This window comes from Streptococcus nakanonensis (assembly GCF_059738785.1).
In genome coordinates this window covers 485,612-512,071 of the sequence record NZ_AP027139.1, presented here as the reverse complement: position 1 = coordinate 512,071, position 26,460 = coordinate 485,612, and the positions used below count along the sequence as shown (strand labels likewise).

Annotated in this window: 28 protein-coding genes; 3 read left to right on the top strand and 25 right to left on the bottom strand. The window is 43.3% G+C overall.

Annotated features, from left to right (window positions below; all coding sequences use genetic code 11):
- The first annotated feature begins 8 nt into the window (after nt 1-8).
- Both AC6I9F_RS02725 and AC6I9F_RS02720 read left to right on the top strand, forming a co-directional pair.
- Entirely contained in the window at nt 9-1,463 is a 1,455-nt protein-coding gene (locus AC6I9F_RS02725) for a sucrose-6-phosphate hydrolase (RefSeq protein ID WP_498022579.1), read from the top strand.
- Nucleotides 1,444-2,409 (top strand): LacI family DNA-binding transcriptional regulator, encoded by a 966-nt coding sequence (locus tag AC6I9F_RS02720; protein ID WP_498022577.1) that lies wholly within the window; start codon nt 1,444-1,446, stop codon nt 2,407-2,409. The genes AC6I9F_RS02725 and AC6I9F_RS02720 overlap by 20 nt, the downstream gene beginning before the upstream one ends.
- Before the next feature lie 36 nt (nt 2,410-2,445).
- Here the strand turns inward: AC6I9F_RS02720 and AC6I9F_RS02715 are convergent, their stop codons facing one another.
- The 25 genes from AC6I9F_RS02715 to AC6I9F_RS02595 all read right to left on the bottom strand — a co-directional run bounded on the left by AC6I9F_RS02715 (nt 2,446) and on the right by AC6I9F_RS02595 (nt 25,042).
- Nucleotides 2,446-3,720 (bottom strand): hydroxymethylglutaryl-CoA reductase, degradative, encoded by a 1,275-nt coding sequence (locus tag AC6I9F_RS02715; protein WP_498022575.1) that lies wholly within the window; start codon nt 3,718-3,720, stop codon nt 2,446-2,448.
- Nucleotides 3,720-4,892, bottom strand: coding sequence for a hydroxymethylglutaryl-CoA synthase (locus AC6I9F_RS02710; protein ID WP_498022573.1), 1,173 nt, complete (start codon nt 4,890-4,892; stop codon nt 3,720-3,722). Before AC6I9F_RS02710 ends, AC6I9F_RS02715 begins: the two co-directional genes overlap by 1 nt.
- 130 nt (nt 4,893-5,022) lie before the next feature.
- Nucleotides 5,023-5,271 (bottom strand): hypothetical protein, encoded by a 249-nt coding sequence (locus tag AC6I9F_RS02705; RefSeq protein ID WP_057487170.1) that lies wholly within the window; start codon nt 5,269-5,271, stop codon nt 5,023-5,025.
- A gap of 160 nt (nt 5,272-5,431) precedes the next feature.
- Nucleotides 5,432-5,881: a threonine/serine exporter family protein gene (locus tag AC6I9F_RS02700; protein ID WP_218774906.1), complete on the bottom strand. Its 450-nt coding sequence runs from the start codon at nt 5,879-5,881 to the stop codon at nt 5,432-5,434.
- 1 nt (nt 5,882) lies between these two features.
- A complete protein-coding gene (locus AC6I9F_RS02695; protein WP_498022571.1) occupies nt 5,883-6,641 on the bottom strand; it encodes a threonine/serine exporter family protein in 759 nt (252 codons plus the stop codon).
- A 114-nt stretch (nt 6,642-6,755) separates the two neighbouring features.
- Nucleotides 6,756-8,735: a serine/threonine-protein kinase StkP gene (gene stkP / locus AC6I9F_RS02690; RefSeq protein WP_498022569.1), complete on the bottom strand. Its 1,980-nt coding sequence runs from the start codon at nt 8,733-8,735 to the stop codon at nt 6,756-6,758.
- On the bottom strand, nt 8,732-9,472 hold the full coding sequence (locus AC6I9F_RS02685; protein ID WP_050234902.1) for a Stp1/IreP family PP2C-type Ser/Thr phosphatase: 741 nt from the start codon (nt 9,470-9,472) through the stop codon (nt 8,732-8,734). Before AC6I9F_RS02685 ends, stkP begins: the two co-directional genes overlap by 4 nt.
- Nucleotides 9,473-9,486: 14 nt before the next feature.
- Complete coding sequence (gene rsmB, locus AC6I9F_RS02680; RefSeq protein ID WP_498022567.1) at nt 9,487-10,800, bottom strand: 16S rRNA (cytosine(967)-C(5))-methyltransferase RsmB; 1,314 nt, start codon at nt 10,798-10,800, stop codon at nt 9,487-9,489.
- Entirely contained in the window at nt 10,793-11,728 is a 936-nt protein-coding gene (gene fmt / locus AC6I9F_RS02675) for a methionyl-tRNA formyltransferase (RefSeq protein WP_498022565.1), read from the bottom strand. The genes rsmB and fmt overlap by 8 nt, the downstream gene beginning before the upstream one ends.
- A 12-nt stretch (nt 11,729-11,740) precedes the next feature.
- Complete coding sequence (locus tag AC6I9F_RS02670) at nt 11,741-14,137, bottom strand: primosomal protein N' (RefSeq protein WP_498022563.1); 2,397 nt, start codon at nt 14,135-14,137, stop codon at nt 11,741-11,743.
- 65 nt (nt 14,138-14,202) lie between these two features.
- Complete coding sequence (gene rpoZ, locus AC6I9F_RS02665; RefSeq protein WP_000979235.1) at nt 14,203-14,517, bottom strand: DNA-directed RNA polymerase subunit omega; 315 nt, start codon at nt 14,515-14,517, stop codon at nt 14,203-14,205.
- A 24-nt stretch (nt 14,518-14,541) separates the two neighbouring features.
- Nucleotides 14,542-15,168 carry a guanylate kinase gene (gene gmk / locus AC6I9F_RS02660; protein WP_000775041.1) on the bottom strand — a complete coding sequence of 209 codons (627 nt, stop codon included), beginning with the start codon at nt 15,166-15,168 and terminating at the stop codon, nt 14,542-14,544.
- 128 nt (nt 15,169-15,296) lie between these two features.
- Complete coding sequence (locus tag AC6I9F_RS02655; RefSeq protein WP_049511849.1) at nt 15,297-16,910, bottom strand: ribonuclease Y; 1,614 nt, start codon at nt 16,908-16,910, stop codon at nt 15,297-15,299.
- Nucleotides 16,911-17,103: 193 nt separating this feature from the next.
- Nucleotides 17,104-17,358 carry a Txe/YoeB family addiction module toxin gene (locus AC6I9F_RS02650; protein WP_000924730.1) on the bottom strand — a complete coding sequence of 85 codons (255 nt, stop codon included), beginning with the start codon at nt 17,356-17,358 and terminating at the stop codon, nt 17,104-17,106.
- A 3-nt stretch (nt 17,359-17,361) separates the two neighbouring features.
- Complete coding sequence (locus tag AC6I9F_RS02645; RefSeq protein WP_173254102.1) at nt 17,362-17,616, bottom strand: type II toxin-antitoxin system Phd/YefM family antitoxin; 255 nt, start codon at nt 17,614-17,616, stop codon at nt 17,362-17,364.
- 131 nt (nt 17,617-17,747) lie between these two features.
- Nucleotides 17,748-18,845, bottom strand: a complete 1,098-nt coding sequence (locus AC6I9F_RS02640; protein ID WP_498022552.1) for a nucleotidyltransferase — start codon at nt 18,843-18,845, stop codon at nt 17,748-17,750.
- A gap of 9 nt (nt 18,846-18,854) precedes the next feature.
- The gene (locus AC6I9F_RS02635; RefSeq protein WP_498023164.1) at nt 18,855-19,595 is read right to left on the bottom strand and encodes a class I SAM-dependent DNA methyltransferase; all 741 of its coding nucleotides are present in this window, start codon (nt 19,593-19,595) and stop codon (nt 18,855-18,857) included.
- Nucleotides 19,596-19,706: 111 nt separating this feature from the next.
- Nucleotides 19,707-20,060, bottom strand: a complete 354-nt coding sequence (rsfS, locus tag AC6I9F_RS02630) for a ribosome silencing factor (RefSeq protein WP_001003005.1) — start codon at nt 20,058-20,060, stop codon at nt 19,707-19,709.
- Nucleotides 20,061-20,654 (bottom strand): bis(5'-nucleosyl)-tetraphosphatase (symmetrical) YqeK, encoded by a 594-nt coding sequence (gene yqeK, locus AC6I9F_RS02625; RefSeq protein ID WP_498022549.1) that lies wholly within the window; start codon nt 20,652-20,654, stop codon nt 20,061-20,063.
- Entirely contained in the window at nt 20,654-21,283 is a 630-nt protein-coding gene (locus AC6I9F_RS02620; RefSeq protein WP_000963705.1) for a nicotinate-nucleotide adenylyltransferase, read from the bottom strand. The genes yqeK and AC6I9F_RS02620 overlap by 1 nt, the downstream gene beginning before the upstream one ends.
- Before the next feature lie 49 nt (nt 21,284-21,332).
- Nucleotides 21,333-21,644 carry a ribosome assembly RNA-binding protein YhbY gene (gene yhbY / locus AC6I9F_RS02615; RefSeq protein ID WP_000060169.1) on the bottom strand — a complete coding sequence of 104 codons (312 nt, stop codon included), beginning with the start codon at nt 21,642-21,644 and terminating at the stop codon, nt 21,333-21,335.
- Between the two features lie 212 nt (nt 21,645-21,856).
- Nucleotides 21,857-22,963 (bottom strand): ribosome biogenesis GTPase YqeH, encoded by a 1,107-nt coding sequence (gene yqeH / locus AC6I9F_RS02610; RefSeq protein ID WP_498022546.1) that lies wholly within the window; start codon nt 22,961-22,963, stop codon nt 21,857-21,859.
- A gap of 2 nt (nt 22,964-22,965) precedes the next feature.
- Nucleotides 22,966-23,493, bottom strand: coding sequence for a YqeG family HAD IIIA-type phosphatase (locus tag AC6I9F_RS02605; protein ID WP_000234217.1), 528 nt, complete (start codon nt 23,491-23,493; stop codon nt 22,966-22,968).
- Between the two features lie 16 nt (nt 23,494-23,509).
- Nucleotides 23,510-24,415: a magnesium transporter CorA family protein gene (locus tag AC6I9F_RS02600; protein ID WP_498022544.1), complete on the bottom strand. Its 906-nt coding sequence runs from the start codon at nt 24,413-24,415 to the stop codon at nt 23,510-23,512.
- 66 nt (nt 24,416-24,481) lie between these two features.
- Nucleotides 24,482-25,042 (bottom strand): mechanosensitive ion channel family protein, encoded by a 561-nt coding sequence (locus AC6I9F_RS02595; protein ID WP_172922536.1) that lies wholly within the window; start codon nt 25,040-25,042, stop codon nt 24,482-24,484.
- Nucleotides 25,043-25,180: 138 nt separating this feature from the next.
- On the opposite strand from AC6I9F_RS02595, the gene sstT reads away from it, so the two are divergent.
- On the top strand, nt 25,181-26,386 hold the full coding sequence (gene sstT / locus AC6I9F_RS02590) for a serine/threonine transporter SstT (protein WP_173282460.1): 1,206 nt from the start codon (nt 25,181-25,183) through the stop codon (nt 26,384-26,386).
- Nucleotides 26,387-26,460 lie beyond the last annotated feature (74 nt).

Here is a 26,460-nt window from a genome sequence, read left to right as displayed (position 1 = left end):
ATGAAAGAATGGAATGGACAACTGAGCGTCGTTACAGACTTTATCAAGATTGGACGCAAGAAGAAATTAAGAATATTAAAGAAAATATGGCACAATCTCCATGGCATACTCATTACCATGTTGAGCCAAAAACAGGACTCCTAAACGACCCAAATGGCTTTTCTTGCTTTGATGGAAAGTGGATTGTTTTTTATCAGAACTTTCCTTTTGGTGCAGCCCACGGTTTGAAATCTTGGGTGCAATTGGAAAGCGAGGACTTGGTTCACTTCACAGAAACTGGAGTCAAAGTTTTGCCTGATACTCCATTAGATAGCCACGGCGCCTACTCTGGTTCTGCTATGCAATTCGGTAATCAGTTATTCCTATTTTATACGGGAAATGTCCGCGATGAAAACTGGTTTCGTCACCCATACCAAATCGGAGCTTTGATGGATAAGGATGGCAAGATTACGAAGATTGACAAGATCTTGATTGACCAGCCAGCAGACTCTACTGACCACTTCCGTGATCCGCAAATTTTTAACTTCAAGGGCCAATACTATGCTATCGTCGGTGGACAGGACTTGGAGAAAAAAGGCTTCGTCCGTCTCTACAAGGCTGTTGACAACGACTACACAAACTGGCAAGTTGTTGGCGACCTTGACTTTGCTAACGACCGCACTGCCTACATGATGGAATGTCCTAATCTGGTCTTTGTAGGGGAGCAACCTGTCCTTCTCTACTGCCCACAAGGATTGGATAAGAAAGTTCTAGACTACGATAATATCTTTCCAAATATGTATAAGATTGGAGCTTCCTTTGACCCTGAAAATGCTAAAATGGTAGATGTGTCTCAACTTCAAAACATGGATTATGGTTTCGAAGCCTATGCAACTCAAGCCTTCAACGCTCCTGATGGACGCGCTCTAGCTGTTAGCTGGCTTGGCTTGCCTGATGTTTCATATCCATCTGACCGTTTTGACCACCAAGGAACCTTCTCTTTGGTCAAGGAACTCACTATCAAAGACGGCAAACTCTACCAATACCCAGTCGCAGCTATCAAGGACCTTCGTGCTTCTGAAGAACCTTTCTCAAATCGTGCCCAAACCAAGAACACTTATGAACTTGAACTCAACTTGGAAGCTAATAGCCAGAGCGAGATTGTCTTACTTGCTGATCAAGAAGGCAAGGGACTTTCCATCAACTTTGACCTTGTAAATGGTCAAGTGACAGTGGATCGTAGCCAGGCTGGTGAACAGTATGCCCAAGAATTTGGAACTACTCGTTCTTGCCCTATCGATAATCAGCCTACTACTGCTACGATCTTCATCGATAACTCTGTCTTTGAAATTTTCATCAATAAAGGAGAAAAAGTATTTTCTGGTCGTGTCTTCCCACATGCGGACCAAAATGGGATCCTCATCAAATCTGGAAACCCAACTGGAACTTACTATGAATTAGATTATGGTCGCAAAACTAACTGATGTCGCCAAACTTGCAGGCGTCAGTCCTACTACCGTTTCTCGGGTTATCAATAAAAAAGGGTATCTATCTGAAAAAACCATTCAAAAGGTAAATGAAGCCATGCGGGAATTGGGCTATAAGCCCAACAACCTAGCTCGTAGTCTGCAAGGAAAATCAGCTAAGTTAATTGGCTTGATTTTTCCCAATATTTCTAACGTTTTCTATGCAGAATTGATTGATAAGCTGGAACACCAACTCTTCAAAAATGGTTATAAGACCATCATCTGCAACAGTGAGCACGATTCTGAAAAGGAACGCGAATATATCGAAATGTTGGAAGCCAATCAGGTAGACGGCATCATTTCTGGTAGTCACAACTTGGGAATCGAAGACTACAATCGTGTGACAGCGCCGATTATTTCCTTTGACCGCAACCTGTCACCAGACATCCCTGTCGTTTCTTCTGACAACTATGCTGGTGGGGTTCTCGCAGCTCAGACCTTAGTCAAGACAGGCGCCCAGTCTATCATTATGATTACAGGGAATGACAATTCCAATTCGCCAACTGGACTACGCCACGCTGGTTTTGCATCCGTTCTCCCAAAAGCTCCTATTATCAATGTTTCCAGTGACTTTTCTCCTGTCAGAAAAGAAATGGAAATCAAGAATATCTTGACCCGACCAAAACCAGATGCCATCTTTGCTTCGGATGACTTAACAGCTATTCTGGTCATTAAAATCGCTCAAGAACTGGGCATTTCTGTCCCTGAAGAGCTCAAGGTCATCGGCTATGATGGGACTTACTTTATCGAGAACTACTACCCTCAACTGGCGACCATCAAGCAACCCTTGGAAGAGATTGCCTGCCTCACTGTTGACCTTCTCTTACAAAAGATTGAAGGCAAGGAAGTCGCCACAACTGGTTACTTCTTACCAGTTACTCTATTACCAGGAAAAAGTATTTAAACACAAAAAAACTCAGACTGCCTTCGTCTGAGTTTTTTATGATCTTAAATTTTCTAAATAACGCTGGGCTGTCTCTAGGTTAAAGGTTTTATCTGCGATGAGGCGCTCGACTAGGGGAGCAACTTCGGCCTCACTGGCACCTGCTACGAGAGCCAAGGATTTGGCCTGCAATTTCATGTGACCTTGCTGAATTCCTGTGCTCACCAAGGCTTTTAGGGCCGCTAAGTTTTGAGCTAGTCCGATAGACACGATAATCTGAGCTAAGTCTTTGGCAGAAGGATTTCCCAGTAGCTCATGACTGAGGGCTACACGAGGGTTAAGGCCGATAGAGCCACCCTTGGTCGCCACAGGCATGGGCAGGGTCATCTCACCAACCAATTCTTCTCTTTCAAGATCCAGCGTCCATTGACTAAGACCTTGGTAATGTCCATTTCGACTGGCAAAAGCATGAGCTCCCGCCTCAATGGCACGCCAGTCATTACCAGTGGCAATCAAAATGGCATCAATACCATTAAAAATCCCTTTATTGTGAGTAGCGGCTCGATAAGGATCAGCCTGCGCAAACTGACTAGCCATGGCTATCTTCTCCGCAATTTCTCGTCCTTGATCCTTTTGACTGCTCAAGTAGCGAAAGGCGATACGACAACTTGCAGTCACCAGAGAATCGGTCGCGTAGTTGGACAGGATTCCCATAAGACTCTGTCCCTGGCTGAGTTCTTCTAAGACTGGTTTCAAGGCTTCCAGCATGGTGTTGAGCATATTGGCACCCATGGCTTCCTGGGTATCGACATGGAGATAAACAACGAGAAAGTCTGTTTCGCCTTTGATCTGCTCTACATGCAAATCACGCGCCCCGCCCCCACGTTTAACAATGGAAGGATAGGCTTGATTGGCAAGCTCCAAGAGCTCCGCTTTCTTGCTGGCAATCTTCTCTTGGGCTTGTTCAGGATTAGCAACTTGATAAAGGGCTACCTGCCCAATCATCTGGCGCTCATGGACTTGGGCAATAAAACCGCCTGCTCGCTTGATGATTCTACTGGCATAGCTGGCCGCAGCAACCACTGAGGGTTCTTCTGTCACATAGGGAACTGTGTATTCCTGACCGTTAACGAGAACCTCTGGGACCAGCGAATAAGGCAGAGAAAAAGTTCCCATTACATTCTCACTCAGCTGGTCTGCCACAGTCACACTCATCTGTTCATCCTGCTCCAAACTCTCTTGTCTCTCAGGACTAAGGAGCGCCTGAACTTTTAACAGCTCGAGGCGCTCTTGGTATGATTTTTTAGAAAATCCATTCCAACTTATCTTCATTATTTTTCAACCTTGCTATAACGGCGTTGGTGGTCAACAATTTCAACCAAGGCAAAATCTTGATTTTCATAGCCAGCAAACTGGGCAGAGTTTGTTTCATCCAAGTCTACTTCCTCAAAGAAGATTTTTTCATAGTCTGCAACAGACAGGGCAGTTCGTTGGTTGAGCTTGTTCAAACGGTCTTTATCCAGATAAGCTTCATATCCTTCAACCAATTCACCACTGAAGAACTCAGCCACAGCCCCGCTTCCATAACTATAAAGGGCGATTTTATCCCCAGCCTTCAAGCTATCTGTATTTTCCAAGAGAGACAAGAGTCCGAGGAAGAGGGAACCTGTGTAGATATTCCCCACCTTTTGACTGTAGAGAATAGACTGGTCAAAATGGTTTTGCAAGAGGTCTTTTTTCTCTTGAGGCAGGCTCTTATCCATGATTTTTTTCAAGCCTTTTAGCGCTAATTTAGGATAAGGCAAGTGGAAGCAAACCGCCGCAAAATCATCCAAAGTAAGCTGGTAGCGTTTTTGATATTCCAGCCAAGTCGTTTTCAAACTATCCAAATATTGTTGGGTAGAATAGACACCATTTACATAAGGAGTTGTCGAGTAATTTGGACGCCAAAAATCCATGATGTCACGGGTTTGAGCTACATTGTCATTATTAAAGGCCATCATGCGTGGATTTTGTGTAATTAACATAGCCACACTTCCAGCACCCTGAGTTGGTTCTCCTGGAGTTTCAATACCGTATTTGGCAATATCACTGGCAATGACCAAGACCTTGGACTCTGGAGAATTTTCCACATGCAATTTGGCATAATGAAGGGCAGCTGTCGCTCCATAGCAGGCTTCTTTAATCTCGAAACTACGAGCAAAGGGCTGGATGCCCAGCAAACCATGTACAAAGACGGCTGCAGCTTTACTTTGGTCAATTCCTGACTCGGTAGCCACAATGACCATATCGATTTCTGCTCTTTCTTGCTCAGTTAAAATAGAGTCACTTGCACTAGCCGCCAAGGTCACGATATCCTCAGTTAAGGGCGCAATACTCAATTCCTCGAGTAAGAGTCCTTTACTTAATTTTTCAGGGTCAATTCCCCTCGCTTCTGCTAAGTCTTGTAATTTCAAGACATATTGACTGGTCGCAAAACCAATCTTATCAATACCGATTGTCATATTTACCTCTGTTTTATCATTCATGTAAAAAATCGTTCAGTACTATTTTATCACAAATGGTAGTAAAAGAGAGAAAAAAGACTTGATTCACCCAATCAAGCCTCTTATTGGTCATAATTTCAAAGAATGATTAGTTGCTATAGAGTTCACCGATATAAGTAGCTTTATAAGCCCCATTCACAGTTCTCAGCTCCTGGAGGATTAAATCTCCTGAGTAAGTCCTTCCCATCTCATCTACAAATTCTTGATAAAACTGACTGGTCGGAATTTCTCTGACATCCTTATCAAATGTCTTGTCAAGTGTTTTACTAACCTTTTCGGCAATCAACTGATGCTCTTGCCATCCACTTTGAAATTCTGAGCCTGAATTAGAAACCATGACTGGGAAAAATAACAAGGTCAGTAGACTTACAAACAATAAGGAAAATAGTGATTTTTTCATGATTTTTCCTCCTTTATATAGAGAGAATAGCATACATAGAAAGCCTTGTCAATTTATTTATCTCATTTTTCAGAAAATTCTTTTATTTCTGTAAAGTCTACAATACTCGATGTGTTTTTATATAATGATACAGTCTGAGAATCACTGTTCCGCTAGCCATGCCAATGGAAATGACCAGAGCCAGCATAACAACTAATGTTGCACTTGCCAGCGCTTTATTATAGTCTCCTGTCACAAAAAAGGCTGTTGTCCGATAAGAAAGGTATCCCGGAACCAGTGGTGCCAAGATGGCCAAGATAAAGACCACAGCAGGAGTCTTATAAAGAATACTTAAAATCTGGCTGACACAAGAACCGATAATGGCTGCAATAAAAGTAGCCACAATAACATTGGTCGGTTCCTTAAGAAAGAGATAGATTAGCCAGACAGCCATGCCCAAAATCCCTCCAGGTAAGAGCATAGAGCGTTGCACATTGAGTACGATTAGAAAAGTGATAATAGCAAGAAGACTTGCTACTGCTTGTAATAAAAAGGTTGTTAGTGTCATATTAGTTCATCAATACCAAGGCGACAGAAGTTCCTGCGCCTAAAGCAAGGGTAATGAGTAGAGATTCAAACATCTTACTCATACCAGAGTTTATGTGGTTGGTCATAATATCACGAACCGCATTGGTCAAGGCAATACCTGGTACAAAAGGCATGACTGCACCAGCTATAATCAAGTCTGCTGTTGAAGGAAAACCTGTGTAGCGAGCCCAAAACTGGGCAATTATCCCAAAGACAAAGGCTCCAGCAAAGGCTGTCACAAAGGGAATTCGGATAAATTTTTCCACATAGAGGGAAAAGGCAAAACCAAATAAGGTCGCCACTCCTGCCCCAAGTGCGTCATAGATATTTCCACTAAACATAATTGAAAAGAAAGGAGCACTTAAGGTCGCAGCCAAAGTCACCTGCAACTTGGTATAAGGAAGGGGTTGGGCTTGCAAAGCTGTCAATTGCTTGAAGGCTGTCTCTAAATCAAGATTTCCTTCTACCAACTGACGAGAAATCTGGTTGACATCGCAGACTTTTTCAATATTATAAGAAGAGGAAGTCACGCGCTTCATGCGCGAAATATTGGTATTTTCAATAGAGAAAAAGATAGCAGCAGGCATGGCAAGAACATTGCAATCCACAATCCCCTGCGAATGCGCAATACGGATCATGGTATCTTCTACACGATGAATCTCTGAGCCACTTTTGAGAAGAATGGTTCCAGCTAACATAATCACATCGATGACGGCATTTAATTCTCTTGATTCTTCCATGCTTGCCTCCTTTTATCAACTCCCTCTATTCTATCACAAATCCGGACTCAAAAAAAATCTTTGCCATGAAATCATGACAAAGATTGATTACTTATTTTGATTATCCATCTGATTTTAAGGAGTAGCTGAATTTGTTTTAGGTTTGTAGATTGAAATCTTGACTCTAGTCTTATTGAGGTCTACCTTTTCACCTGCTCTAGGACTCTGTTCAACGACTGTACCTTCAGCAGTTCCAGCGGGAGCTGTCGACACTTCTACAACTTCAATATTGGCTTCCTTAATCCCAACAATTTGAATCAAATTATTCTTAGTAAACTCCAAGCTGGAACCAATGTAGCTCGGCATGGCAACACTTGTAACTTTTTTAGCTACTGTCAAGACGATTTGGGTAGGTTTATTCACATCATAAGTCGTTCCGGCACCTGGACTTTGTTTCATAATCGTTCCTGGTTCGCTTTCGCTGGACTCTTCTTCCTCTATCTTAATCAAATTATCTGGAACTTTTTTCTCTTTTAATTCCGCAATGACATCAGAGGATTTCCGTCCAATATAGTTCCCTAATTGAATCTTCGTAGCTTTTTTAGCTACTGTCAAGACGATTTGAGTTGCCTTGCTCAAGTCATAGGTCGTACCTTCTGGTAAACTTTGCTTCATGACCGTTCCAGCCTCACTCTCATTCGACTCTTCTTCCTCAATTTTAATCAAATTATCTGGAACTTTTTTCTCTTTTAATTCCGCAATGACATCAGAGGATTTCCGACCAACATAATTACTAATTTGGAAGGATTGTTTGCCTGATGAGACAACCAAATTGATTTTCGTTCCTTCTTTTCGACCAGTTCCAGCGCCAGGATCTGTACGGATAATCCGCCCTTCCTCCACCTTTTCACTAGCCTCTGACTTCTCCTCTCCAATCTCAAAATTGGCTTTCTTGAGGGTTTCCTTGGCTTCCGCAACTGTCTGACCTGCCACATTTGGAATGGCAATGGTTGCAGGAGTTCTGGATAGTATCCAAATAAGAGAAGCTGCCACCAATACAATGCTGGCCAAAAAAATCAGGTAACGCATCTTAAATCTACGTTTTTTCGGTGCTTGTGGTTGGTAAGTTGCCTCTGTCACAGCCTGACTTGTTTTTTTGATTGGTTTGTGTTCTGTCTGCGCTTGAACCTTAGGAATCGAGGTCAAGGTGCTCTGGGATACTTTTGGTAGAGTCTTGGTGTCCGCCTTGGTCGCATCGTCAAAGACCAGCTTTGGTTCATTACGACGATTATAAGACAAACTACTAGACAAATCCACATACATTTCAGCAACTGATTTATAGCGATCTGTCAATTTCTTAGCAGTTGCCTTGATAACAACATTTTCCAAAGCCTGGGGCACAGATGGATTCTCAGCAATAACGGACGGCAGTGGTTTTTGGAAATGCTGGAGGGCGATGGTCACTGCACTATCCCCATCATAAGGGATATGACCTGTCAGCATCTCATAGAAGATAATCCCCATGGCATAGATATCACTTTGTACAGTCGCCTTCGAACCACGCGCCTGCTCTGGTGACAAGTAATGAACTGAACCCAGCATAGAGTTAGTCTGAGTCAGACTCGTCTCAGCAAAGGCTACTGCAATCCCAAAGTCTGTAACCTTGACAGTCCCATCTGGTGTCAAGAGGATGTTTTGAGGTTTCAAGTCCCGGTGAACAATTCCTCTGGTATGGGCCAAACGCATGGCTAGGAGGATTTGTCCCATAATACGGACAGCTTCTTCATTAGAGAGAGGATAATGTTCCTTGATATAGCGTTTAAGGTCCAGCCCAGCCACATACTCCATAGCTAGGTACTGTTGACCGTCTTCCTCGCCAATATCTGTTATCCGAACGATATGAGGATGGTCTAAATCTGCCATAGCTCTCGCTTCCCGCTGAAAACGAGCTACAGCTATCGGGTCCGTCTGGTAGTTGGTTCTCAGAACCTTCACTGCCACTTCTTCCCCATCTAAGATTAAGTCTTTAGCTAGGTAGACATCCGCCATGCCTCCTCGACCAATCTGTTTGACAATCCGATAGCGTCCGGCAAAAATCTTGCCGATTTGGATCATTCTGCATCCTCCTCGTTCATAGAAACAAGGGCAACCGTAATGTTGTCTAAACCTCCTGCATTGTTAGCAAAACGAACAAGTGTCTCCGTTTTATCTGCTAAAGGAATATCACTGGTTACAATATCACGAATCTCACTGCCTGAAATCATGTTGGTCAAGCCGTCACTATTGAGCAAGAGATAGTCACCTGACTCAAGGATCACTGTCCCAAAATCAGGCTGAATTTCATCTTTTTGCCCAATAGACTGGGTGATAATATTTTTTTGCGGGTGAGCTTCTGCCTCTTCTGGTGTCAATTGACCAGCCTTGAGCAATTCATTGACCAAAGAATGGTCGCTCGTCAACTGATGGTATTCTTCTCCACGAATCAAGCCGATACGCGAATCACCAATATGAGCATAGATAGCTTGATTGCCAATAATAGCAAGGACTTCCAAAGTAGTTCCCATGCCTCTGTAAGCTTCATCCTGACCAAGCTGGTGAATCTTTTGATTTTCAATTTCTAGGTAATGGGCGAACCATTCACGCACTTCATTGACTGTATCGATCTGGGTATCGACCCAAGCTATACCTAGGTCTGTTACCGCCATTTCACTAGCGATATTCCCTGCGCGATGACCTCCCATCCCATCAGCTAAAATAATCATGGTACGTCCAGCTCTATTGACATAGTGGTTGACATAGTCTTGGTTATTTGTCCGTTTCTGACCAACATCTGTTAATAATGAAATTTCCATGTGTTAGTTCCTTCCTAATCCGATATCTTGCGAAATTGACTGATGAAGAATCCATCACTTCCATACAATTCAGGTGTGATGAGGATACAACCATCTTTCATGATATCCTTACATTCATGTTCTAGTGTTACCTGCTCAAATTCAGGATGACTTTCTAAAAATGCCTGTACGACTTGAAAGTTCTCCTCTGAGACAATAGTACAGGTACTATAAGTTATTATACCACCTTTGCGTAGTGTTTGACAAACACTACCTAATATTTCTAGCTGAATTTCCTGCAAGGACGCGAAATCTGCCGTTTCTTTATTGTATTTGATGTCTGGTTTTCGGCGAAGAAGACCGATTCCTGAACAGGGAGCATCCACCAAAATCTTATCAAAAGAATCCTGACCAAAAAACTCATGTACCTTTCTGGCATCCAATTTTTGAGTTTGAACCCGATCTACAACCCTCAAACGTTGGGCATTTTCTTGGATTAAGTCCAACTTGTGATCGTAAAGGTCCAAAGCCGTAACCTGACCTGTCGTGAGATAAGAGGCTATATGGGCTGTTTTTCCACCCGGAGCCGCACAGGCATCAAGCACTCGTTCATCACCTTGTAAATCAAGCGTCGGAGCAACCAGCTGACTGGACTCGTCTTGGATGGTAATGGCTCCATCCGCAAACAAATTATGGCCTGCAAAATTCCCTTGCTCCTTAACCAGACCAGTGGTTGCTAAAAGGGAATTATTCGCCTCCAACAAGGCTTGGATTTCCTCTTTTCGACTTAGGTCTGTTACACGAATACTGGCCTTGTTTCGCACCAAGAGACTTTCAAAGATGGCTTTTGCTCGCTCTTCTCCGTATTCTTCCTTGAGCTTGGCAACTAGCCAAACTGGGAGAGAATAGGCAATGGAGTCACGCTTGTTTTTTCGCTTGATGCTAGCAATATCTGGCCAGCCCTCACGCAAGATACGGCGAAGAACAGCGTTGACCAATTTTTCACTGCCTTTTTTACGGACTTTGGCCAATTCTACTGCTTCATTAACCACAGCATGGTCTGGAATCTTGTCCAAATAGCGGAGCTGGTAGGCACTCATGAGAAGAAGGACATAGAGCCAACTGTCTAACTGGTCTCTGTCTTCGATAAAGTGTGATAGGTACCATTCCAGAGTCAGTCTACGGGCTACCGTTCCATAGACCAGCTCAGTCGCCAAACCCTTGTCTGCTGCCGAAAGTTGACTTCCCTTGAGATGCTTATTTAAGGCGATATTTGAGTATGCTTGATTGATAAAAACATCCTCTAATACTGCTAGGGCTAAACTTCTAGCCGTTTCTACTTTAGTCACCAAATCGTTCTCCTACAGTCAATGTACGTCCAACTCCGTTGAGGAAGGAAGCAATGTCCATCTTAGGCTTCCCCGCTGGCTGCACTTGTTTGAGGGATAGAGCCCCTTCTGCCGTTGCGACAATCAATTCTTTCTTGCCGATAGAGAGAATCTCACCTGGATTTCCCTGACCTTCTACAGCTAGAGCTTCATAAATCTTAAAGCGGTCGCCCTTAAGGAAAGTATGGGCAACAGGCCACGGGTTCATCCCACGGATTTGGTTGAAAAGTTGACGATTGCTTTTATTCCAGTCCAATTTTTCTTCCTCTGGCTTGATATTTGGCGAGAAGGTAACCTGACTTGGATCTTGCGGTTCAGGTTTGATGTCACCAGCAATGTAGGCAGGCAAAGTATCCAAAAGCAAATCACGACCAACTAGCGCCAATTTCTCAAACAAGGTGCCGACATTGTCCTCATCCGTGATAGGAATACTGCGATGAGAAATCATATCTCCTGCATCCATTTCCTTAACCATTTCCATAATGGTCACGCCAGCTTCCTCATCCCCTTGAATCAAGGCATAATGGATAGGCGCACCACCACGGTGTTTAGGGAGAAGAGAGGCATGAACGTTGACCGCAAAGTCCATGCTATCAAGGAGTTTACTTGGGAGAAACTGCCCAAATGCAGCAGTCACAATTCCATCCGCTCCTAGCTTCATAAGATCTTCCATCTCTGGACTTCCAGATAGTTTTTCAGGTTGGTAGATAGGAAGTCCAGCCTCTTTGGCAGCTTGTTTAACTGGGGTTTCCTGAATCACTTTTTTACGACCAACAGCACGGTCTGGCTGGGTCACAACGGCTAGAATTTCGTAACGGTCATCTGTCAAAAGTCCTTTTAAGACTGTTGCTGAAAAGTCGGGTGTCCCCATAAAGATTAGTTTTGTCATATCTTCTCCTTCTTATAAAAATTGCTGTGGCTCATGGTCAATACTGAGACGGAGCTCACTATTTTCCCGTTCTTGAGTCAAGGCCAGAACCTGATTTAGAGTCGGCTCCAGCTCATCTTCTAAACGGTATTTAATTAAAATCTGGTAATGATAGAGGTTGTGGGTACGGGCAATCGGTTTGGGCGTTGGACCAAGAATATTACTGGTCTCTGACAAACCTGACCGCAAAATGTTCATGACTTCATAGGCACGTTTGATCACCTCTTCTTCTTTCTTATGAGAAAGGGTAATGCCAATGGTGAAATAGTAAGGTGGATAGCCAAGTTGTCGTCTAATACCCATTTCATAGGCATAAAATCCTTCGTAGTTCTGGTCTTTTGCAAATCGAATAGCGTAGTGCTGAGGATTGTAAGACTGAATCAGGACCTGACCAGCTTTTTCAGCACGACCTGCCCGGCCTGCAACCTGAGTCAAAAGCTGGAAGGTTCTCTCAGAAGAACGGAAATCAGGCAGATTTAAGGCAGTATCCGCATTGAGCACTCCGACTAAGGTCACATTGGGAAAATCCAAACCCTTGGCAATCATCTGAGTTCCTAGTAAAATATCTGCTTCCCCTCGTCCAAACTGGTCAAGAAGTGCTTGGTGACTACCTTTTTTGCGAGTTGTATCCACATCCATGCGCAGAATACGTGCCTCTGGAAAGAGTTCTACCAGCTCGTCATAAGCCTTCTGTGTCCCCGTCCCGTAGTAACGAATACTGCGACTCTTACAGTTAGGACAGACCTGAGGAATGTCCTTTGAAAAACCACAATAATGGCAATTCATGGTCTTGGTATCCATGTGCAAGGTCAAAGAAATATCACAGTTGGGACAAGTATCCACAGTTCCACACTCCCGACACATGACAAAGCTAGAATAACCACGACGATTGAGCATGAGAACCACCTGCTCTTTTTTAGCCAGACGGTCTTGGATGGCTTCTAGCAAGGGAGGCGTAAAGTTTGACGTCTCATTTTGTCCGATATAGTCTCGAAAGTCAATCACTTGAACCTCAGGGATTGTAGCCAAAGGATTGGCCCGTTGGGTCAGACGCAAGTGTTGATAGACGCCTTTGCCAGCACGCGCCCGGCTCTCTAAGCTCGGTGTCGCGGAACCAAGAACCAATGCCGCTTGATTATATTGGGCCCGTAAAATAGCCACCTCTCTGGCATGGTAACGGGGATTACTGTCCTGCTTATAAGTCGCTTCATGCTCCTCATCGATTATCATAACACCTAGATTTTTCAGCGGAGCAAAGATGGCTGATCTGGCGCCAACCACAACTTGGGCATCTCCTCGTTCCACCTTGCGCCATTCATCATACTTTTCACCATTAGACAGGCCTGAGTGAAGAATGGCTACCTTGTCCCCAAAACGAGCAATAAAACGCTCCGTCATTTGTGGAGTCAAGGAAATCTCAGGTACCAGCAAAATAGCTGTTTTACCCTTGTCCAAGGCCCCTTGGATAATCTGCAAGTAAACCTCCGTCTTTCCACTTCCTGTAATCCCTTGAAGGAGGAAGGGAGGCTGATGACTACCAATAGCACTGACAACCGCATCACGCGCCTGCCTTTGTTCTGGATTCAATTCCAAAGGTTGACTTGCCTCAATACCTTCAAAATAAGCAGCCGAGCGTTGCACTTCCTTTTTGACTATGGTCACAGCACCTTGTTCCACAAAGAAGTTAACTTGCTCCCGCGAGTAGGACTCTAACAAACTAGCCAAGGAATCACTCTCTGGATGAGACAGCAGATAGTCTCTCAGTTCTAACTTTTTCTTGGCGCGTGCAGAAATCTCTACACCTTCTAACTGAACAAGGTCAACCTCATACCAAGACTGGGTCTTGACCTTCTTCTGATCGACAGCCTGATATTCCAGGCCAAGTAGACCTTTTCTAGTCAAACGCATCATTTCGGCTTGCTTAGCTAAATCCAGAGAAGAAAAGGCAAGCGAATCTTCTGAGCCAAATAGACGCTCTCGGTCTTCCTGACTCAGACCTGCCTTAGGATAGAGAATTTTGTCATAGCTGGAGTTCAGAAACCCTGGTAACATAGCCTTGAGGATGGAGATCTTGTAGGAGAAGACAGATTTACGTAACTCTTCAGCCAGCCAGAGTTGTTCTTGCGTGAGAACAGGAGAAAAATCCAGCACCTCAGCAATATCTTTTAAATCTTGCTCCATCTCTTCCTCAGCTGATCGGGATTCCAAACCAAGAACAATCCCTTGAATCAGGCGATTGCCCTTACCAAAAGGTACATGGACCCGCATCCCAACTTCCAGCATTCCCTCAAATTCCTTAGGAATCCTGTAACTATAGGGCTGATCCGTCTGCATCAAGGGAACATCTACAATAATCTTGGCTATAGCCATCTTCTCACCTCCTCCTTGTCAGTATATTCTTGCAATAGAAAAAATAAGATTGAGTCCCCCCAACCTTAAATTTTTTCACCATCTTCTTTTTCTTTAGCGATTTGCTCTTTGATTTTCTTTTCTTCTTCTTCTTTACGACGTTTTTCTTCTTCGATACGGCGACGCACCGCTTCACGTTTTCCTTCTGGATCTGGGTGAATTGTAACGTTTCCTGATTCGATTTCTTCTAAAGCGCGAAGAGTTGATTTTTCAGACTTGAAACCTTGAGTTGCTGGCGCACCTGCTTCCAATTCGTGGGCACGTTTTGCTTCCAAGATTACGAGTGAATATTTTGAAGGAACCTTGTCAAGCAAGGTATCAATAGAGGGTTTTAACATCATTTGCTTGTACCTATTTTCTAAATTTTATCGGGTAGTTGGAGATTTCGGTAACATCTCCTGATAGTGACCAATGACACGATCCACACGGAAGTGCTCTGCTTCGATCACACGTTTGACACGCTCAGCAGCTAGGGGCACCTGATCGTTGACAATCGCATAATCATACTCACGCATGAGAGCAATTTCTTCCTTGGCTTTTTCGATTCGTTGGGCAATCACTTCTGCACTGTCTGTTCCACGTCCTACCAAACGATCTTGCAATTCATCCAAATCTGGTGGTGTCAGGAAGATAAAGACAGCATCTGGAACCTTTTTCTTGACCTGAAGAGCACCTTGAACTTCAATTTCAAGGAAAACATCGATTCCCTTGTCCAAGGTTTCATTGACATAGGTCAGAGGAGTTCCATAGTAGTTGCCGACATATTCTGCGTATTCCAACATCTGTCCTTGACGAATCAGCTCTTCAAACTCTTCGCGAGTACGGAAGAAATAGTCAACACCGTCCACTTCTCCAGGACGTTGTGCGCGTGTCGTCATCGATACAGAGTATTGAAATTGGTTTTCAGAACTCTCAAAAATCTCTCTTCTAACCGTTCCTTTGCCAACCCCTGAAGGACCAGAAAAAACGATTAGTAAGCCTCGGTCTGCCATTGTGTCTCCTTTAGTCAGTCTGTGAAATAACATTTCTCTAGAATAATGGCAAAAAGCCAGATTATCCTTTACAGTCTTTCTATCTAGTGTAACAAAAAAGCAGTAATTTTTCAACTGCTCTTTCTTATTTATTTAGCATAATCTACTGCACGAAGCTCGCGAATCACGGTTACCTTGATATTTCCTGGGTAATCGAGATTGTTTTCAATTTTCTCACGAACTTTGTGAGCCAAAATTGTAACTTTGTCGTCCTTGATTTGGCCTGGATTGACCATGATACGGATTTCACGTCCTGCTTGAAGGGCAAAGCTAGTTTGTACTCCTTCAAAGCCATTCGCAATTTCTTCCAAATCATGGAGACGCTTGATGTAGCTTTCAAGAGACTCACTACGAGCACCTGGACGGGCTGCACTCAAGGCATCTGCCGCAGCAACGATCACTGCAATGACGCTTTCAGGTTCTACATCGCCGTGGTGACTAGCAATCGTATTCACTACAACTGGATGTTCCTTGTACTTGCGAGCCAATTCCATACCGATTTCCACGTGGCTACCTTCAACCTCGCGGTCAATGGCTTTCCCAATATCGTGAAGGAAACCAGCACGACGGGCAAGAGCCGCATTTTCACCAAGCTCGCTCGCCATGATACCAGCCAACTTAGCAACTTCAATCGAATGGCGCAAGACATTTTGTCCATATGAAGTACGGAACTGCAAACGTCCCATAATCTTCATCAAGTCCGGATGAAGGTTTGGTGCGCCAATCTCATAGGCAGCAGCCTCACCATATTCACGAATCTTATTGTCAATCTCTTGACGGTTTTTCTCAACCAACTCTTCGATACGAGCTGGATGGATACGACCATCTTTGAGCAACATTTCCATAGTCATACGGGCAATCTCACGACGAATCGGGTCAAAACCTGACAAGGTCACCACTTCTGGCGTATCGTCGATAATCACATCGACCCCTGTCAAACTTTCAAAGGTACGAATGTTACGACCTTCACGACCAATAATGCGTCCCTTCATAGTATCATCTGGCAGATGAACTGTTGAGTTTGTTGACTCCGCTACATATTCACCAGCGATACGTTGCATAGCTTGAACCAGGATGTCCTTGGCCATTTTGTCAGAACGTTCCTTGACCTCTTGCTCAGCTTCGCGAATACGGCTAGCAATCTCCTTTGTCAAGTTTTCCTCTGTCTGAGCCAAGATAATATCTCGTGCTTCCGCCTGAGACAGGGCACCAATACGCTCTAACTCTGCTTCTTTTTGTCTTTCGACTTCCTCTAATTGCTCTTCACGCGCATCAAGGTTTTTCGCTCTATCAGAAATACTTTGTTCTTTTTGTTCAAGTGTTTGTTCTTTACTCGTCAAATTGTCGTCCTTACGGTCGAGACTTGTAGCTCTCTCTGTCAAACGACTTTCGATTTGTTTGAGTTCTTGACGTTCTGATTTGAATTCAGCGTCCACTTCTTCACGGTATTTTCTGGCTTCTTCTTTGGCCTCCAATAGTGCTTCTTTTTTAAGAGACTTGCTTTCACGTTTAGCTTCATTAACCAGTAAATCCGCTTCACGTTCAGCTTGTCCACGTAAATTAGTTGCTTCTTGTTCAGCATTTAAAAGCATCAACTCTGCAGCTTCCTGAGATGATTTCATCTTAGCTGAGATGCTGACATATCCAATGACTAAACCAATGATGACGGCAAAAACAGCAATCGCAAGCGACATGATTTCCATGTTTTTACCTCATTTTATTATTGTTATTCCGAATGACATACATTCTTTTACATTCTACCATAAAAAAGTGATTTTCACAAACCTAAAATAGAATATGTTTTGGGGAAATTGGAACACATTTGCCAAAATAAACTTGTTATTTAGGAATAGTAGTTTAGTAGAGACTTGAGAAAAAGCCTACCTTTCAGTAGACTTAGTAATGATCTTTAAAGGACAAGAAAGCCACGCTATCTCCATCCATCATATAAATCAAGCGATTTTCTGCATCAATACGCCGTGACCAGGCTCCTTGGTAGTCATACTTGAGTGGTTCTGGCTTACCTATTCCTGTAAAGGGATCACGTTGAATATCCTTGATTAGTTTATTGATTCTTTTTAACGTTTTCTTGTCCTGAGTTTGCCAGTAGCAATAATCTGCCCAGGCATCTTCTGTAAACTTGAGTAGCATTCCTCACTCCTCAATAATATGGACCTGAGTGCTTCCAGCACGAACTTGAGCCATTCCTCGCAAAACCTTGTCTGATAACTCCTTATTTTGAGCGATTCTCAGGGTTTCCTGAATACTGTCCCATTCGCTCTTTGAAAGAACTACAATGTCCTCATCTGGATTTTTATTAACCACCGTCAAAGGCTCAAATTCATCGTTTACCTTCTTCATGTAGTCTTTTAAATGATTTCGGAACGTTGAGTAAAGAACTGCTTCCATAACCATACCTCGTTTTACCTCTTTTCCACTATTATACACAAAAAGAAAGAAATTGTCAGGAACCTGTACAAGATTTTCTTTTCTATCTATTTATTCGTAAAAAATCTCAAAAAGCCTACTTTGCAGTAGACTTAGTTTGTTTCTATTCTAATCGGCACTCTTCCAAAATTCTGTTCTGCTACACTTGGATTTCCTAGTTGGTAAATCTGGTCTGCCTTTTGAGTCATGACATCCCAAGGTTCTTTTCCAATACGGCTGACTAGATTGACCTGTCCCTTCAAGGATTTGAGGTGTTGCCTGCCTTTTTCAGTAAATCCAAGGACATGAATCCCTTCTGGCAAGTCACTTTCTCTGGCCTGCACCAAGATATAGGTCAAGAGGCGTCTGACACGAGCCTTGGTGTACCGCTTGGTCGCAACCGCTTCAACCAATTCTTCCACAGACTGGGCTGTCTTGATAGCATCTTTAATGCGCACTGCCATTTCTTGATTGACCTGATAGATGGTGGTTAGGTCGGGATTTGACAAGATTTGATAGCGGAGCAAAGGAAAATAGTCGTCCCAACTCACCTTACTGGCCTGCTCAAAAAGGGTAACAGAAGGCATAAAGCGTTCTAAGAAATCTTTGTCCCTCTGGTGCTGACGGAGGGCTGTTGCCGAAGCAAAGTCCACATCCTTGTCCACAGAATGGTAGCCTGCCCCCTGACGCTGAATTGGCTCAAGTTTGATGTCTCGTCCTGCAACTGCCTTGACATAGGCCAGAGCAAGGACATGATTGGGTGTATTACCTGAAAAATCAAGACCTGCAAATTCCTTCCACATGGCCTGGGTTTTCTGGGGATAGGAAAGGGAATCAGGCATATTTTCCACAAATTGCTCCATCTCAGCACCCTGCTCTGTGTATAAGTCAGCGATTTTCTGGTAATCTAGAACTTCCTCTGTCCCAAAAGCTAGAGTATCAATGCCCAAATGAGTCAAGATATCCACAGCCCCTTGGCCAAAGAAATCTGCCGCCTGAACACTGACTAAAAAGGGCAATTCTACTACCAGATCCGCTCCATTTTCCAGCGCCATCTGAGCCCGTGTCCACTTGTCAACGATAGCAGGCTCTCCTCGCTGCATAAAATTACCAGACATGGCTACGATTTTCAAACCCTCTGCCTGATTCAGCAGGTATTTATGCCCATTATGAAAAGGATTAAACTCCGCGATAATACCCGTGATGGTCATGCTAATCTCCTACTTCTGCACCACAAAAAACCAACGGGTGCTAGTTTCTGTTGGCTCCTTGTCCTCAAAGTCCGCATAGAGTTTGAAGGACTTGAAACCGGCCTGTTCCAGCAAAATATCATAGGTCAGAACCTCATAAGTCCGCTCCTCATGCACTTCATCATGGCGACTAAAGGAACCGTTCGCCTCCTTGATAAAGAAAGTCAACTCATGCACGATGGAGTGAGGAGCTTCGTCCTCATATGTATCCCAAAGCATGGCGAAATCTTCCGCATTTTCATGGTAGGAATAGCCTGGAAAAACCTCATCCGTCTGGTAAGTCGAATGCACATCAAAGATGAAAACTCCATCTTCGTTGAGAGCATTATACACCTCCTTAAAGACGTCCCCTACTTCCACCTCATCCTGCATGTAGCAGATTGAGTCCGAATAACAAGTGACAAAGTCGTATTGACCTGCTTTAGACAAATCCAGCATATTGCCTTCAATAAAATCAATCTTTTGCTTGGCTGAAGCAGCTCTCTTCTCCGCAATCCCCAGCATATCCGCGCTCAAATCAAGTCCAGTCACATCAAAACCAGCCTGAGAGAAGCGCACAGATTGAATTCCTGTCCCACAAGCCAATTCCAAGAGTTTCTTTCTCTCCTTGGTCTTAGGCAAGTGACGCAAAGAAAAATCCGTCCATTTGTCGTATAAACTATCGTCCATTACTGCATCATAGACCGCCGCAAAGGTTTCATAAGTTGCCATAATCATGATACCAAGAGCCTCCATGGCAAACACCACTCGCCCTATACCTTTCTATCCATTTTCTTCTAAAATAAGCAAAGAAACCCAGTTGACTACAACTGAGTTCATCTTCTAAGCAAGAGCTTCTGAAATATCTACTGAATCCGCCTCATGCCATAGTTTTTCTAGGTTATAGTGGGCACGCATTTCTTCTGAAAAGACATGCACAACGACAGCACCAAGGTCCAGCAAGACCCAACCTCCAGCTGCGTCGCCTTCGACATGACTGCCTTTAAATCCTGCTTCCGCTACTTTTTCACGGATATTGTCAGCGATAGCATCCAACTGACGGCTATTCATTGAACTAGTAATAACAAAGTAATCCGTCACACTAGTCAAATCTTGTACGTCAAGTGCGAGGATATCCTCTGCACGTTTCTCATCAGCCGCTTTCACGACTAGTTCTAGTAATTCTTTTTCGTTCATTTAGTCCTCTTTCAAATAGTGTACAAAGGCGTTATAGGTTTCAAGGGTTTGGGGATAGATAGGGAATCCCTGATGAGCTAGATGCTCCACAGTACGAGCTGTTTCGTAGGCCACCGCCTTATTAAGTGATAGACTTGCAATCTCACGTGCTACATCCACTCCTGGAAAGGCACGATTGTGCTCTATGTAGTCTGCGACGTAGATGACTTTATCTAGGTCTGTCATCTGACCAGCACCGACTGTATGGATTTCAATGGCTCGTAGAATTTCAGAATCATGCAAATTCAAATCTTCCTGAATTTTGTAAATTCCGACCATACCATGCCAGACATTATTACCCCATTTTTTGAAATCGGGGTCTAACTGATAACGGTCAATCAAATTCAGAAATTCCTGATCTAACAACTTTTTAGCATAGTCATGAAGAAGGCCTGCTAGACCTGCTTTCTCGGCATCGACTCCAAAGCGCTGAGCCAGTTCTATGGCTGCACGCTCCACACCCAAGCAATGGGTTAAGCGTTTTTCAGGCAGAAGCTCTGCCATTTTTTCCAACAAAGCCTCACGGGAGCAGTTGATATAGTCTTGATAGGCCATCAGTAAAGCCCCTCCTTCTCGATATAGTCTAGCACAGGCTGAGGTAGGAGAAAGTTGGGTTTCCGACCTTGGGCAAGGAAGTCACGCACCATACTAGACGAGATATCCATGAGAGGCACATCTACCCAGATAACTGGATAGGAAGTTCCAGCCTTATAGCGTGGGCGCTGAACCCCTACAAACTGAACCATGTCAACCAATTCATCAATTCGGTACCACTTAGGCAGATAGTCCACCATGTCGGCACCGATAATAAAGTAATAATCTGTATCTGGATTCTTCTCTGTTAAAATCTTCATGGTGTCGTAGGTGTAAGAAATACCCTTGCGCTCTAGCTCGATTGTTTCAATGGCTAGCCCTTCAATCCCCTCAATCGCCAATTCAAGCATCTTGAGACGATGGTGTTCAGGGATGGTTTCCTTTTTATCTACGTGAGGAGGTTGGTATTCAGGCATAAGTAGAACTTGGTCCAGTCCCAACTGCTGCCGCACTTGATCCGCAACAATGAGATGGGCATTGTGAACAGGGTTAAAATTCCCCCCTAAAATCCCGACTTGTTTGCGTTTTTTCTCCTTGATTTCTGGCTCCAACTCTACCTTGGTAAAGGGAGTCAATAGTTCGATTGCCATAGTCTAGTCTCCTTCAATTCTCTGTAAAACAGTTGTTTGGAGTAGGTGTTTAGATTTCTTTGACTTTTTTAGAAATCTTGCGATTCTCTTTCTTGCTAGATTGTTTAAACAAAATCAAGATGCGTCCGATTTTTTGGACTGTATCCACACCGATTTCTTCTTCCAAGATTTCAGCTACTTCGTGGATATTTTCATCTGTGTTTTGTAAAAGAGTTACCTTGATTAATTCACGCGCATCAAGAGCTTGACGAACGCTGGTTTTGATTTGGTCGTTGAGACCATTTTTCCCGATTTGGATGATGGGTTTGAGGGTGTGTGCCTGACTGTTGAGGAAGGCACGTTGTTTTGATGTTAATGACATAATTTTCTTCCTTGTTTTTTGATAGTTATTTTAGGTGGTGAGGGACGGTCGGAACTAATTTTCCAAAGATCTCATCTTTGAAAAATGGATTTCCTGACCTCACAATTGAGCCTTGGTCTCAATTGCGCCCCTTGCCAATCTATCGATTGGCAAGACACCACGGCAATAACTATCTTTGTATGAGCTCACTTTGTTCGCTCAGTGATTTTATTTTAAATAATTGCTTTTCGTGTGACGACTGCGACGCCTTCTGGTGCCCAGACGGCGACTTTGGCTGCGCCTGTTACGCGGATCCAGCCTAGGCCTGAGATAACTAGGTCAGTTTTATCCTTGATGTTAAATACATGCTGAACTAGTTTTGGAAAATCTTCTTTTTCCTTGCTATTTGGTGGTGTCAGAAGGGTTCCTAGGTGCTTGTCGTAAAGGGCAGTCGCTCCTTCTAGCTTGGTACGATGGAGTTTGAGTTCATTATCAAAGAAGGCAGTGAAACCTTGCTTTTCACCTGCAATGAAGTCAAAGCGTCCTAGTCCACCTAAAAATAGGGTTTGCTCGGGATTAAGCTGATAGGTTTTTGGCTTGATTTCCTTTTTAGGGCTGACATACTTGAGATTTTTAGCAGTCAAGTAATGAGCCATTTGGTGACGGTGGATGATTCCTGGCGTATCGTAAATATAAGATCCGTCGTCAAGCGGAATCTCAATCTTGTCCAAGGTTGTTCCTGGGAAACGTGAAGTTGTAATCACGTTCTGGTCACCCGTAATTTCTTGGATAATAGCATTGATTAGAGTTGATTTTCCAACGTTGGTCACACCGACCACATAGACATCGCGGCCCTTACGGTAGTGTTCAATCTTGTCAATGACTTCCTTAATGGCATGTTTATTTTGTGCTGAGGTTAGGACGACATCAACTGGACGAAGTCCTTCTTCGTGGGCACGCTCCATGAGCCACTGGCTAATCTTGCCCGGTTTAACTGACTTGGGCAAGATATCTTTTTTATTTCCCACCAAGAGGACATCATTGCCCGAGACGAAACGTGGCAAACCTGGAATGACAGAGCCATTAAAATCAAAAATGTCAATGACATTGACTACCAAGGCATCACTGTCTCCTACCTCGTGCAAGAGCTTGAGGAAATCATCGTCCGTCAACTGGACATCTGTGATTTCATTGTAATGACGGAGACGGAAACAACGTTGGCAATAGACTTCACCTGTCTCCAAACCTTTTTCAAGTGCCGACTGGGGGGTAAAACCAAGACCAGCCTTATCTGTCGTCTGAATGGTTGCTCCACAACCAATACAGAGAATTTCTTCCATAGTTAAATTCCTTTTTTATATGTAATCGGTCCGTACTTTTCAGTGATTTTTCGCTTCACACGGCGCTCACGAGCTCGGTTGATCTGCGTTTTGATCGAGTCATGTTGGACCAAGGGTTTGACTAAAATCGAGCGAATGCCTGCACGGTGGGCTGCTCGTATATCTGTCATGAGCTGGTCGCCAACCATGACCACTTCACTTTTCTCATAATGAAATTCCTTCATGGCACGGTCAATCCCAAATGTGAAGGGCTTCAGAGCCCAATAAACGTAGTCAATCCCAAATTTCTCAACTGCTCGTTGGACGCGTTTTTTAGTGTTATTTGATACCACAATGATGCGAATGCCCGCGTCCCGAAGATCATGTAGCCATTGCTTCATCTCTGGCGTCCCGTCAGGGTTGTTCCAAGCAATGAGGGTATTGTCCAAATCGACCAAAACAGCCTTGATTCCATGCGCCTGCAGGCTTGGGACTGTCAGATCATAGACTGCTTCCACAGCAAAGTCTGGCATGTAGTTTTCAATCACCATTTTGGCTCCTTTTCTTTTATTTTCTAGTAATTTTCTTCAGCCATTGAGATAAGGCCACCCATAAAATCAAGCTAGTCATTAAGATATAAATCCAAGCATTTGGCTCTTCTGTAAATGGTAGAGGAACATTCATTCCGAAGAAACCTGTAATAACCGCAAGTACTGCTAGTAAGACGGAGATAATAGTCAAAATTGACAAACTATCATTCAAGTTATTGTTTAGGATGTTGTTGTAAGAAGCTGAGAGTTGTTGCAAGACTTGAGAAATCAAGTCTGTCATAGACACCAACTGATGGGCTTCAATCATGGCATCATCAAACTGCTCTCGTTCGACATCATTAAATCTCCGATAAAGAGCATGGCCCTGGATATGTTCCAAGAGGAGTCGATTTTGTTTTGCTGCTGCTGTCAAGTAAACCATACCAGTCTCCAAGTCAGAGAGGGCGAAGAGATTTTTCTTTGTTGTAGTTTGACGTAGCAAGGCACTAATTTCGTCCTTACTTTTATCCATCTCTTCAATGACAGGATAATAAGCGTTACTGATAATCTCTAAACCAGCAAAGAGAAACTTGTAAATAGAAAGCGACTCATGGCTATCCAGATAAGCTGACATCTGATCAATGACATAAGCATTCTTATGGTTGCTGATGGTAATCATTCGTTGTTTTTCAACGATAAAGGTCATCGGAATCGCTTCATAATATTCTTTGTCTTTTTCTAAATCAAGAACATTATAAATAAAGGTTACCGTCTCCGTTTCACGGTTATAATCCATATGAGCTCGTTCATTTCTATCCAGAGCATACTCAATGGTTTCCTTGTCCAATCCATAGATGTCAGAAAGATCTTCCATATTTTTAATCTTATCCACATCAAGGTCTATCCAAATACAACCATTGCCCAACTGCTTTTCTAAAACCATCTTTTTTTCTCCTCTATTAAAATTAAACTCTTTCTATTGTACCACAAATTACTTAAAATAACAGGTCTAGTCTGTGCGTGAGAAATTGCTAACAACCGTGATATTTCGGTTAGGGACAAAGTGAAGAGCTTGCTCCTCACTACGAAGCTGGGTCGTACGAATTCCCACACTGACAACCTTGCCCGATACAGTAATAGGACCATTTGTCAGAACGACCTCGTCTCCCACATCCAGTTGACGTTCAAAGAGGATGAAAAAGCCATTGATGACATCAGATAGAAAGCCTTGGGCTCCCATCCCAATAGCCACCCCAGCAATACCAGCTCCAGCAAGCAAACTAGAAACTGGCAAACCTAAAATCGACAAAATGCAGTAGAGTAAAAAGAAATATAGCGTATAATTAAACACATTTTCTAGTAAACGCGCAATAGTCTTTTGGCGCCCGACATCATGATGAGACATTTTTAGAGAAGGTTTGACAATTCTCTGCACCATAGTATGAAGCATTTTTTTAGCAATATAAAATACAATCAAAAGCAGTAAAAGAGAAATGACCTTGGTTAGAATATTCTCGATAATGGTTGTCACATCTAGCTTTTCAATATAAGCTTGAATAAATTTTTGCATAGAAAACTCCTTTATTTCATTATACCATATTTTCATCAGTCTCATTCTCCATAAATATTCAAAAAATAGACAGAAAATTCTTGATTTTGTCTATTATTTATACTATAATCATAATCACTACACAAAAAGGAGATTATTATGAAAAGAATCATTCATGCTTGGAACAAGGCAAGCCTGATCAAACGTATCTTGATTGGTATGCTTTGTGGGGGAATCCTAGGACTGACCCTTCCTAATCTCTCAGGGATTGGGCTACTCGGGGATTTATTCGTCGGAGGTCTAAAAGCTGTTGCTCCTATCCTAGTCTTTGCCCTCGTTGCCAATGCCCTTTCCCAACACCAAAAGGGGCAAGATAGCAATATGAAAACTGTTATTTTCTTGTATATCCTAGGAACTTTTGCTGCTGCTCTTGTAGCTGTACTAGCAAGTTTCATCGTCCCTATTGAAATTACCCTAAATAGTGCCAATACTGAAATTGCACCACCAGATGGGATTGGGCAGGTCCTCAGCAACCTCTTACTCAAACTGGTTGACAATCCAGTCAATGCCCTGCTTACTGCCAACTACATCGGTATCCTATCTTGGGCAGTTGTTTTCGGGATTGCCATGAGAGAAGCCAGCAAAAATAGTAAAGAATTACTAAAAACTATCGCTGACGTGACTTCTAAAATTGTCGAATGGATCATTAACCTAGCCCCATTTGGTATCCTTGGTCTTGTCTTCAAAACCATTTCTGATAAGGGAATCGGAAGCCTAGCCAACTATGGTATTTTATTGGTTCTATTAGTAACGACTATGCTTTTTGTTGCCCTTGTGGTCAACCCTTTGATTGCCTTCTTCTTTATGAGACGCAATCCTTACCCTCTAGTTTGGAACTGCCTCCGTGTCAGCGGTGTAACAGCCTTTTTCACTCGTAGTTCTGCGGCTAACATTCCTGTCAACATGAAACTCTGCCATGACCTTGGACTCAACCCAGATACCTATTCTGTTTCTATCCCACTTGGTTCTACTATCAACATGGCTGGAGCAGCGATTACCATTAACGTTTTGACCCTTGCTGCAGTTAATACTCTTGGAATTCCTGTTGACTTTGCCACAGCCTTTGTCCTCAGTGTAGTAGCAGCTATCTCAGCCTGCGGTGCTTCTGGTATTGCTGGAGGTTCCCTCCTTCTTATCCCAGTTGCTTGTAGCCTTTTCGGTATTTCTAACGATATTGCCATGCAAGTTGTCGGAGTTGGTTTTGTGATTGGGGTCATCCAAGACTCATGTGAAACAGCCCTTAACTCTTCTACAGATGTCCTTTTTACTGCCGTTGCCGAATACGCAGCAGCCCGTAAAAAATAAGCAAGAAGACAAGCCTGCTCAGGTTTTGTCTTTTGCTCTTTTATTCTAACTTATACTCTTCGAAAATCAAATTC